The organism is Billgrantia pellis (genome assembly GCF_008297955.1).
Classification (GTDB): domain Bacteria; phylum Pseudomonadota; class Gammaproteobacteria; order Pseudomonadales; family Halomonadaceae; genus Halomonas; species Halomonas pellis.
Map to the genome: position 1 here is coordinate 12,536 of NZ_VTPY01000008.1, position 10,757 is coordinate 23,292.

Below are 10,757 nucleotides of genomic sequence, written 5' to 3' on the forward strand. Positions count from 1 at the left end.
TGGCTCAGGTAGCGATATCGGCGCTTATGTCGATAAGCACCTTGCGAGCCCTTTCGGGATGATGATCGAGCATGTCGATGGCTCCGGGCATCTCGTCGAAGGGCAGGCGGTGACTCACCAGCGCCAGCGGATCGAGACGTCCGGAGGCCATGCGCTCGAGCACGTCCGGAAACTTGCGGTTGTTGAGCCGGGACCCCACCAGGGTCAGCTCCTTCTTGATCACCTCCAGTTGCACCAGGTCGCTGGGAGTGGGATTGAAGCCGAGCAGGCCGATGCGCCCCGCCGGCGAGGCGATGCGCAGCATCTGCGGCAACAGGGCCGGCACGCAGGCGGCATCGGCGATCAGCGGAATGCCCTCGCCGCCCGTCAGTTCGCTCGCCGCGGCCTCGACGTCCTCCTTTCCGTGCCAGGTGCGCGTGGCGCCGAATTCGCTGGCCGCGGCCAGGCGCTCCTCGATCAGGTCGATCACGGTGATGTCCTCGATGCCCTGGGCGCGGGCCATCTGCAGGAGGGTCAGACCGATCACCCCGGCGCCATAGACCAGCAGGCGGTCGCCGCGCAGCGGCTGCATCCGCTCCAGCACGTTGGCGGCGATGGAGTAAGGCTCCACCAGCGCACCGGCTTCCAGCCCCAGACCCTCGGGCAGACGATGGACATTGCCGGCGGGCACGTTGACCCACTCCTCGAAGCCGCCGTCGCGATGCACACCGATCACCTGCAACGCGCTGCATACGTTGGGGCGACCGATACGGCACGGATAGCACTTACCGCAGTTGACCACCGGGTCGACGCACACCCTGTCGCCGAGCTCGATACCCTCGACGCCCTCGCCGAGCGCCTCGACGATGCCGGCGAACTCATGCCCGGTGATACGCGGAAAACGCACGAAGGCGTTATCGCCGTGGATGATGTGCATGTCGGAACCGCAGATCCCGGCGAAGGCCACCTTCACCAGCACCTCGCCGGCAGCGGCGCGGGGCACCTCGACATCGGCGATGGCGTAGTCCAGCGGCGCATTGACCTGAAAGGCTTTCATCGATGCATTCTCCTTACCAGTGCCACAGGGTGCCGTCCTCCAGACGGTTGACCGGCAGGCTGGCACGCTTGTAGGGGTGCTGCTTGGCCATGGCTTCATCGATGTCGACACCGTGCCCCGGCGCTTCGCCAACCAGGAAATGGCCATCCTCGAAACGATAGTCGTGGGGGAAGACGGCGTCGGTCTCCGGCGTATGGGGCATGTGCTCCTGGATGCCGAAGTTGGGCACCCAGGTGTCGAAGTGAACCGCCGCACCCAAGCACACCGGCGACAGGTCCGTCGGCCCGTGGAAGCCGGTGCGCACGTGGTAGAGCCCGGCCAGGTCGGCGATCCGCCGCATGTGGGTGATACCGCCGCCGTGGGAGAGCGGCGTACGGATATAGTCGATCCACTGGTTCTCGATCAACTCGCGATAGTCATGGATCGAGTTGAACACCTCCCCCACCGCCAGCGGCGTGGTGGTGTGCTGGCGAATCAGCCGGAAGCTCTCCTGGTTCTCGGCCGGCACGCAGTCCTCGAGCCAGAACAGGTGATAGGGCTCGACCGCCTTGCCCAGCCGTGCCGCCTCGATGGGCGTGAGTCGATGATGCACGTCATGCAGCACATGCAGCTCGTCGCCGAAGCGTTCGCGCACCGCGGCGAACAGCTTGGGCACGTGGTTGAGGTACTTCTCGGTGCTCCACACATGCTCGGCGGGAAGCTCGGCATCCGCCGGCTCGTAGCGCTCGCCCTCACGCTTGGCCACGCCGTAGATGGTGGGAATGCCGGGCACGCCGGCCTGCACCCGCACGGCGCGATAGCCGAGCTTGACGTGCTTCTCCACCTCGGCGAGGCAACCCTCGATATCGCGTCCGGTGCAATGGGCATAGGTCATCACCTGTTCGCGACTCTTGCCGCCGAGCAGTTGGTAGAGCGGCATGCCCGCCGCCTTGGCCTTGATGTCCCACAGCGCCAGGTCCACCGCCGAGACCGCCGCCATGGTCACCGGCCCCCGACGCCAGTAGGCACCGCGATAGAGATAGTGCCAGATATCCTCGATGCGACTGGCGTCGCGCCCGATCAGGGCGGGAATCACATGCTCCTCAAGGTAGGCGACCACCGCCATCTCACGCCCGTTGAGGGTAGCGTCGCCGATGCCGTAGGTGCCCGACTCGGTGACGATCTTGAGGGTAACGAAGTTGCGCCCCGGCGAAGTGACGATCACATAGGCATCGCTGATTTTCATGAAGGTTCCATCGCTGTGAAAGGAATTAGGGCACGGCTCATCTCTCGAAGAGATAGCGCTGCACGTTGTCGTAGCACACCGCCCGCACCAGCTCGCCGATGCGATCGAGATCGTTCGGCAGCTCGCCACGCTGGATCTGCGCGCCGAGCATCTGGCAGAAGATGCGGCGGAAGTAGTCGTGGCGGGAGAACGACAGCAGGCTGCGCGAATCGGTGAGCATGCCGACGAAATGGCGCAGCAGGCCGAAGTTCATCTGGGTGACGAGCTGGCGCTCGATACCGTCGCGCTGGTCGTTGAACCACCAGGCGGCGCCGAACTGCAGCTTGCCGGGGATGCCGTCGCTGGCGAACGAGCCGACCAGGCTCGCCAGCATCTCGTTGTCGCGGGGGTTGAGGTTGTAGACCACGGTGCGCGGCAACGCCCGGTCGCGGTCCAGGGCATCGAGAATCGCCGCCAGCGGTTCGGCGTAGGTCACATCGCCGATGGCGTCGAAGCCGCTGTTGACGCCGATCTCGGCCAGGCCGCGTTGGCTGAGGCTGCGCAGCGCGCCGAGGTGGAGCTGCATCACCCAGCCGCGGCGGGCGTATTCGCGCCCCAGCCACAGCAGTACTGCGGTAGTGAAACCGGCGTTCTCGTCGCCGGAGAGCGTTTCGCCACGACGGCGGCGGTCGAGTCGCCGGTCGAGTTCGGCCGCGCTCGGCGGCGCAACGAACACCGGCCTTTCCAGGCTGTGGTCGGAGAGGCAGCAGCCGTGGGTGGCGAAGTGATCGAGACGCTGGTGCAGCGCCGACAACAGGTCGTCGAAGCCGGCAATGGTCACGCCGCTGGCACGTTCCAGCTTATCGAGGTAGTCGGCGAAGCCGGGCTCGCCGATCTTGAGCACGGCGTCGGCACGGAATGTCGGCAGCATGGTGGGCACCGCCCCGCTCTCGGCATGCCGCCGGTGCAGCGCGAGGTCGTCCACCGGGTCGTCGGTGGTACACACGGTGCGCACCTTGAAGCGCCCGAGAATGCCCTGGGCGCTCAGTTCCGGCGTGGCCAGCCGCTCGCGTGCGGTGGCCCATATCTCCTCGGCCGTGGCCGGCGAGAGCAGCGTGTTCTCGATCCCTAGCGGATGACGAAGCTCCAGGTGCGTCCAGTGGTAAAGCGGGTTGCCGAGGCAGTCCGGCACCGTTTCGGCCCAGGCCTGGAAGCGCTCGCGGTCGCTCGCCTCACCGGTGATGCGCCGCTCGTCGATGCCGGCGATGCGCATCGCCCGCCACTTGTAGTGATCGCCCTTGAGCCACAGCTCGGTGAGGTTGTCGAAGCGCACGTCGCCGGCAATTTCCTCCGGGCTCAGGTGCGAGTGGTAGTCGCAGATCGGCATGGCCGCGGCATGCTCGTGGTAGAGCCGGCGAGCCGGCTCGTTCTCGAGCAGGAAATCCGATCCCATGAAGGCGATCTTGTCGGAGAAAGTCATTGAATCCTCCATGATTGACGCGCCGTCGAGCTCAGCCCATCAGCAGGTTGGGCAGGAACAGCACGATGTCGGGGAAGAAGATGATGCCGAGCACCACCACGAATACCGCCAGGGCGAAGGGCAGCAGCTCGCGGCTGTAGTCGAAGAAGGAGCAGCGCAGGATGCCGCACACGGTGTACATCGAGATGCCCACCGGCGGGGTCATGCCGCCGAAGGTCACCAAGGTCATCATCAGCAGGCCGAAGTGCACCGGGTCGACGCCGGCGGCCTTGACCACCGGCACCAGGATCGGCGTGAGCAACATCACCACCACGGTGGCCTCGAGCAGCATGCCGAGCAACACCAGAAGCACGGCCAGTGTCAGCAGCAGCGTCGCATGGCTGGAAAACACGCCCAGCGTCAGCTCGGCGATGGTCTGCGGTACCCGCTCGAAGGAGACCACGTAGCCGATGATCCCCGAAAACATGATGATCAGCATGATCATGCCGATGTCGCGTACGCTGGCATGCATCGCCGTGAGGATCTCGCGCAGTCCCATCTCGCGATGGATCACACAGCCCACCAGCAGCGCATAGGCCACCGCGAACGCCCCCGCCTCGGTGGGGGTGAACAGGCCGTAGCGGATGCCCACCAATAGCCACACCGGGAACAGCAGCGCCCAGATGCTGCTGCGCGCGGCCGCGAGCACTTCGCGCCCAGAAGGCAGCCCCTCTCGCACCGGCGTGTAGCCGCGGCGCCTGGCCACGAAATAGGTGGTCACCATGAGCGCTACCATCAGCAGGAAGCCGGGCACCACGCCGGCAATGAACAGCCGTCCGATCGATACCTCGCCCAGGTAGCCGTAGAGGATCAGGCCGATGCTCGGCGGGATGGTGGCGGTGATCAGCCCGCCGATGGAGAGCACCGCACCGGAGAAGCCCGGGCTGTAGCCCTGCTGAATCATGCCCTTCCCCAGCACCCGCGATTGCATCGCGGCATCAGCCACCGCCGAGCCCGATACGCCACCCATCAGCGTGCTGAGAACGATGCTCGCCTGGGCCAGCCCGCCGCTCATCCAGCCGGCCAGCAGCGTGGAGAGACGCATCAGTCGCGGCGTGATACCGCTGGCATTCATCAAGTGGCCGATGAAGATGAACAGCGGCACCGCCAGCAGCGGGAACGATTGAGTCGCCGAAACGATGCGCTGCGCCCCGATGTTGGTAGGCAAAAACGTCTCGGGAAGGAAGAAATAGGTGAACCCGGCGATACCGATGGCAAAGGCCACGGGCATGCCGATGGCCATCAGCACCAGCCCCAGGCCAAGTAGCAGAGCGGCCGTCATAGCGTCTCCTCCACCCCTTCGTCATCCGGCATCAGGCTCGCCACGATGCCCTTGGCCACGATGCGCCGCAGGAGCGAAACGATCATCAGTGCCGCCCCCACCGGCAGCGCCAGGGTGATATAACCATAGCTCAGCCCGGCCACGCCCATCGGGCGCTGCCAGTTGGACAGCGCCAGCGGAAAGCCGTACCACACGAGCAGGGCCAGGAAGCCCAGCATCAGCACCAGGCACAGCCCGGTGACCAGATGCTGCAATGGCAGCGGCAGGCGTACCGACAGGGCGTCGATGCGCACCTGCCCGCCATGTCGCAAGGTGATGTCGGCGCCCAGCACGGCGGTCCAGATGAACAGCAGCTGGGCCAGTTCGGCGCCCCCGGCGAAGGGCTGGCCGATGGCGCGAGCCGTCGAACTCACCAGCAGCGTCAGTGAGGTGCCACCCAGCAGCGCAACGGCCAGCCACGCCTCGAATCGGTCGTACCAGTACCACATAGGAGAAATCCTCGAACCAGGATGCAGTCAGCTCGGCCGCCTCGGCGGCCCGGCCCCTGCCGCATGCTCGGCAGGGGCCGGCCGGCTCACTCTCCCGCGGTCAGTTGGTCGCGGTATTGGTCGTAGCCAAGCTCCTCGTAGACGCCGGCCACGCGTTCGCGGAACCGCTCGACGTCCACCTCGGTGAAGGTCACCCCCTCCGCCTCCATGCGCTCGCGCACGGCATCCTGGGCATCGGCGGTGGCCTGGCTGGCGGCCTCACCGGCGCTTCGCAGTTCCTCGTCGAGAATGGTGCGCAATTCCTCCGGCAGCGACTGGTACCACTGTTCGGACGTGGCGAGCCCGGTCATCAGATGAATATGGCCGGTCAGGGCGATGTGGGTGATCACCTCGTGCAGGTTCTGGCCTTCGGCAGCGGTGAGCTGTGCCTCGGCGCCGTCGATCGCGCCCAGTTGCAGCGCGGAGTAGACCTCCGACCAAGGCAACGGCGTGGGCGTGGCACCCATCGATTCGATGGTGCGCAGCCAAACCGGCGAGTTGATGGTGCGCACGCGCACGCCGCTCAGGTCCTCAGGCGTCTCGACCAGCTTCTGCGTCAACATATGGCGCGAGCCTTGGAACCAGTTGTAGTTGAGCAGGCGCAGGCCGCTGCTCTCGGCTAGACGCTCGACCCACTCCCGGTAAAGCTCGGACGAGGTGATGCGCTCGTAGTCGGTGTAGTCCTCGACCAGGTAGGGCGCGCTGAGAATGCCCAGCTCCGGCTGGTATTCCGAGAGCCGCCCGGCATCGATCAACACCGCGACATTGGCGCCGCTGCGGATCTGCTCGACCACGTCCTCGTCGGAGCCGAGCTGGCTGTTGGGAAAGACGCGCACGGTGAGCTCGCCATCGGAGCGCTCCGCGATCGTCTGGCTGGCTTCCTCCATGGCCTGCACAATGGGGTCCTGGGCGCTGAGCGCCGAGGAGAGATTCAACTGATAGGCCGCGTGGGCCAGGTTGGCGGTCGCGGACAGGGCGATGGCCGCGGCGAGTGCGGTGGTCTTCATGTGAGCCTCCTGACGTATCTTGTGGTTATTGCGTCTCATGCCTGGCGTCTTGCTACGTGACTACATGCTGCCGACGGCAACAGCGCTAGGCGCACCGTCGAACATCTCGGGAAAACGGCGCATGAGTTCGGGCAGCGAATGCAGTATCTCGCGCTGATGAATACTCATGGCCCGGCCGGCCGCTTCGGGGTCCCGCTCGACAATGGCATCGACGATCATCGCGTGCTGGTCGGTCAGCTTGGCGATCGGCGTCGACTCGGGAATGCTCAGGTAGCGGACCCGATCGAGCTGTGCCTTGACCTCCTCGGTGACGCGCCATGCCGCGGTGTGCCCCACCCCCAGCGACAGCGAACGATGGAAGGCCTCGTCGAGCTTGAAGAAGCGGTCGTAATCGTTGGACTCGATACAGCGACGCTGGCGTTCGATCAGCTCGCGCAACTCGTCCAGGGTGTACGCTGCCATCCCCTCCTCGGCCGCGGCACGGGCCACTGCCACCTCGATCGCCTCGCGCACGAAGCGCGCCTCGAGCACGGCCTTCCGGGAGATCCGCACCACGTAGGTACCGCGTTGCGGACGCACCTCCACCAATCCCGCCTCCGACAGCCGGATGAAAGCCTCACGCACCGGCTGACGGCTTACCGAGAAGGCGTCGGCCAGTTCCTTCTCCGACAAGGCCTGGCCGGGGGCCAGCACCATGCGGATGATCGATTGGCGCAGCACCCGATAGAGCCGCTGGCGAACCGAACCGTCGTCGCGCGCTTCCTGCCACAGGGCTTGCAGGGGGGTCGTCATGGCACCTCTCCGTCTTGTCATCGCCAGCTCTGAACATACTAGTATGGTAGTATGGCAATTGCCAGGCCAGCACGAAAAAGCCCAGGTCGGTTTCCCGACCTGGGCTTGGATCGTGTTCGCCGCTAGTGGCGAACGGTACGTTTAGGCAGTCGTGCGTCGACGGACCGGCGCATCGCCATCCTCGCGGCGACGGCGCGGTGCACGCTCGGGCGCGCCGCTGTCCTCACTGATTTCCAGCGCGCGACCGGCGACGCGGGCGCGAGCCATCTTGGCCAGAATGCTGGCGGGCAGCGAACTCGGCAGCTCTACCACAGAGAAAGCGTTGCGGATGTCGATACGCCCGATCCGCGAGCCTTCGATACCGCCCTCGTTGGCCAGCGCACCGACCAGTTGGCCCGGCTTGACGCCGTCCTTGTGGCCGACCGCCACACGATAGCGGGTCATGCCCTCGCTCGGGCCACGGTCGCGGCGCGGCGGCCTGCCGTCGCGCGGGGCACGCTCGCCACGATCGGCACGCTCCTTGCGCGGCGCCTGCAGGCGGCCGATGGGTGCCTCGTCGGCGCGGGCCAGGGCGGCAAAGGCACAGGCCAGCTCGATCGGATCATGGCCTTCCGCCACCAGACGCTCGACCAGGGCGCGTTGCTCATCGGCGCCGGCGGTCAGGGAGCCGATAATGCGCTGATGGAACACTTCGTCACGATGGGCGCGGATGGCGGCCTCGTCGGGCACCTCCATCTCGCTGAGCTTCTGGCCGGTAGCCTGCTCGATCCAGCCTACCTTGCGGCCTTCGCGGAAGCCGACGAAGGTGATCGAGATGCCGGTACGCCCGGCCCGGCCGGTACGGCCGATGCGGTGGGTATAGGCCTCGGCATCCTGGGGCAGGTCGTAGTTGAAGACGTGGGTGATGCGCGGCACGTCGAGGCCACGAGCGGCCACATCGGTTGCGATCAGCACGTCGACCTTGCCTCGCTTGAGGCGCTGGATCGTGCGCTCACGCAGGCTCTGGTCCAGGTCGCCGGAGAGGCTGGCCACGTTCACGCCACGGGCGGAGAGCTGTTCCATCAGCGTGGTGCAGGCCGCCCGGGTACGCACGAAGACGATCGCGGCGTCGACCGGCTCGACTTCCAGGATGCGCGACAGCGCCTCCAGCTTGGCCCCGCCATCGACGCGCACCAGGCGCTGTTCGATGTTCTCGCCAGTGGTGGTACGCGACTCGATCGCGACCTTGACCGGATCGACCAGGTAGCGGTTGACGATACGCTCGATCTCGGTCGGCAGAGTGGCGGAGAAGAACACCCGCTGAGCTTCCTTGGGAGTATCGGCGACCACGCGCTTGACGTCGTCGATGAAGCCCATGCGCAGCATCTCGTCGGCTTCGTCCAGCACCAGCGCGGAAAGGCCGTCGAGCTTGAGGCTGCCGCGGTCGAGGTGATCGATCACCCGCCCCGGCGTGCCCACCACCACCTGGGCGCCACGCTTCAGCGCACCCAGTTGTTCGCGATATTCCTGGCCACCGCACAGGGTGGCCACTTCCAGGCCCTGCAGGTTCTGGCCGTACTTGGTAAAGGAAACGGCCACCTGTTGGGCCAGTTCACGGGTCGGCGCGAGCACCAGCACCTGGGGCTCGCGTCGGGTCATCTCGAGCCGCGAGAGCAGCGGCAGGGCGAAAGCCGCGGTCTTGCCGGTGCCGGTCTGGGCCTGGCCCAGCATGTCACGCCCTTCCAGCAGCGCCGGAATGGTCTGTGCTTGAATCGGTGAAGGAGTTTCGTAACCCAGTGTTTCGACAGCGGCGAGAACGGCAGGCAGCAGAGCAAGATCGCCGAAGCTCGGCGAGGCGACAGAAGTCGAGGTCATCAATCACACCTTGGTAGGCCGGCACTCGCCGGCAATCACATTGAGGCATCCCCGACACAAACACTGTAGGTCGGTGGCCCTGTCGTCGCGGGCCTACACGGCCTGGACAGGACGGATCACGTTATCGTGGGACGCCGGTCGCACCTGGCATCCGGTTCGCGCCATCGGGCGGGAACCGCTGTGGCGACCTTTTTGCGCCGATGCCGCCCGGTTGGCGGCATCCTGTGGCGCTCCATCTTCACATCTCGGACATTGCAGCGTTTGCTGTCAGTCTCGGTGATTGCCTCTCGTACGCGTGGCATACGGAGCGAATCGTCATGATGGCGGGGTCAACACATGCGAGGAGGGCGCATGCTATCACGCCGCATGCCGTCTTGCCAGCGTCATCGCCATTCTGCGACTGCCACCGAACTGCCACTCGAACATCATCGTTTCGTCATTAGGCGCACCTAGAGTGACGCCATGAGATCGATCTCATGGCGTTCACGAATAGGTCGAGGTGGTGATGGCAAACCTGATCAGCGTGGCGAAACTCGCGGGAGTCTCCCGGGCCACGGCGGCCCGGGCCTTTTCTTCGCCGGAAAACCTACGCCCCGAAACCCACCGGCGTGTGATGGAGGCGGCCCGTGCCCTTGGATTTCGCCCCAACAAAGTGGCGCAACAGCTGCGCACCCGTGCCACCCTGATGCTCGGCGTCATGGTCCCCAGCCTCGACAACCCAGTGTTCGCCGAGCAGTTGCAGGCCATGGAGGAGGCAGCCCGAGCCGCTGGCTATTCCCTGATCGTCACCACAAGCGGCTACGACCCTGGCCGAGAGGAAGCCATCGTCGAGGAGATGTTACGCCAACGGGTCGACGGGTTGGCCCTCACCGTGGCCGAGGCGGACCACAGCGCGGTGCTCGTCAAGCTACGCCGGGAGAGCACGCCTTGCCTCCTGGTGCACAACCCTCCCGTCGCCCCGTGCTTTCCTTCTGTTGGGGTGGACAATCGCGCCGCCATGGCCGACGCGACCCGCTACCTCATCGCCCGGGGTCATCGGCGCATCGGCATGATCGGTGGCCCGTTACTGCAATCGGACCGTGCCCGGCTGCGCCACGAGGGCTACCGCGAGGCCATGGAGGCCGCTGGCCTCACGCCTCTTGCCTTGATCGAAATGCCCCGCCACACCCAGGTCGCCCTATCCCGACTGGAACCCGCCCTGGGAGGGGCTGAGGGGCTGACGGCCGTGCTCTGCACCAACGACTTGCTGGCCATCAGTCTAATCGGCGAACTACGACGCAGCGGACGCTCAGTGCCAGGAGACTTGTCGGTGATGGGCTTCGATGGCATCGAGCTTGGTCGTCATCTTTATCCCTCGCTCTCCACCGTGGTACAGCCCCGCGCCGAGTTCGGTCGCGTAGCGGTGGACACCCTGCTTGCCCTGATACGGGGAGCGACCCCACAGCCGCTCCCCCTGCCCCACGTCCTGCGTGAGGGCGAAAGCGCCGGCGCACTTCCGGCATCCCGCCAAGCCCCAGAACCCTACGATCCATAGAG

The 10,757-nt window shown here is 65.9% G+C and carries 9 protein-coding genes; 1 reads left to right on the forward strand and 8 read right to left on the reverse strand.

Annotated elements, in window-relative coordinates:
• Positions 1-4 precede the first annotated feature (4 nt).
• From F0A17_RS18720 to F0A17_RS18755, 8 genes are all read right to left on the reverse strand, one after another.
• Positions 5-1,036, reverse strand: a complete 1,032-nt coding sequence (locus tag F0A17_RS18720) for a zinc-binding alcohol dehydrogenase family protein (protein ID WP_149329893.1) — start codon at positions 1,034-1,036, stop codon at positions 5-7.
• A gap of 13 nt (positions 1,037-1,049) precedes the next feature.
• Complete coding sequence (gene manD / locus F0A17_RS18725; protein WP_149329894.1) at positions 1,050-2,261, reverse strand: D-mannonate dehydratase ManD; 1,212 nt, start codon at positions 2,259-2,261, stop codon at positions 1,050-1,052.
• 37 nt (positions 2,262-2,298) lie between these two features.
• On the reverse strand, positions 2,299-3,720 hold the full coding sequence (uxaC, locus tag F0A17_RS18730) for a glucuronate isomerase (protein WP_149329895.1): 1,422 nt from the start codon (positions 3,718-3,720) through the stop codon (positions 2,299-2,301).
• A 31-nt stretch (positions 3,721-3,751) separates the two neighbouring features.
• On the reverse strand, positions 3,752-5,041 hold the full coding sequence (locus F0A17_RS18735) for a TRAP transporter large permease (RefSeq protein WP_149329896.1): 1,290 nt from the start codon (positions 5,039-5,041) through the stop codon (positions 3,752-3,754).
• On the reverse strand, positions 5,038-5,529 hold the full coding sequence (locus tag F0A17_RS18740; protein ID WP_149329897.1) for a TRAP transporter small permease: 492 nt from the start codon (positions 5,527-5,529) through the stop codon (positions 5,038-5,040). The genes F0A17_RS18735 and F0A17_RS18740 overlap by 4 nt, the downstream gene beginning before the upstream one ends.
• 86 nt (positions 5,530-5,615) lie before the next feature.
• A complete protein-coding gene (locus F0A17_RS18745) occupies positions 5,616-6,575 on the reverse strand; it encodes a C4-dicarboxylate TRAP transporter substrate-binding protein (RefSeq protein WP_149329898.1) in 960 nt (319 codons plus the stop codon).
• 60 nt (positions 6,576-6,635) lie between these two features.
• Positions 6,636-7,367, reverse strand: coding sequence for a GntR family transcriptional regulator (locus F0A17_RS18750; protein ID WP_149329899.1), 732 nt, complete (start codon positions 7,365-7,367; stop codon positions 6,636-6,638).
• A gap of 141 nt (positions 7,368-7,508) precedes the next feature.
• Positions 7,509-9,221, reverse strand: a complete 1,713-nt coding sequence (locus tag F0A17_RS18755) for a DEAD/DEAH box helicase (protein ID WP_149329900.1) — start codon at positions 9,219-9,221, stop codon at positions 7,509-7,511.
• A gap of 505 nt (positions 9,222-9,726) precedes the next feature.
• Here F0A17_RS18755 and F0A17_RS18760 point away from each other — a divergent pair.
• Positions 9,727-10,755 carry a substrate-binding domain-containing protein gene (locus F0A17_RS18760; protein WP_149329901.1) on the forward strand — a complete coding sequence of 343 codons (1,029 nt, stop codon included), beginning with the start codon at positions 9,727-9,729 and terminating at the stop codon, positions 10,753-10,755.
• The last annotated feature ends 2 nt before the right edge of the window (positions 10,756-10,757 follow it).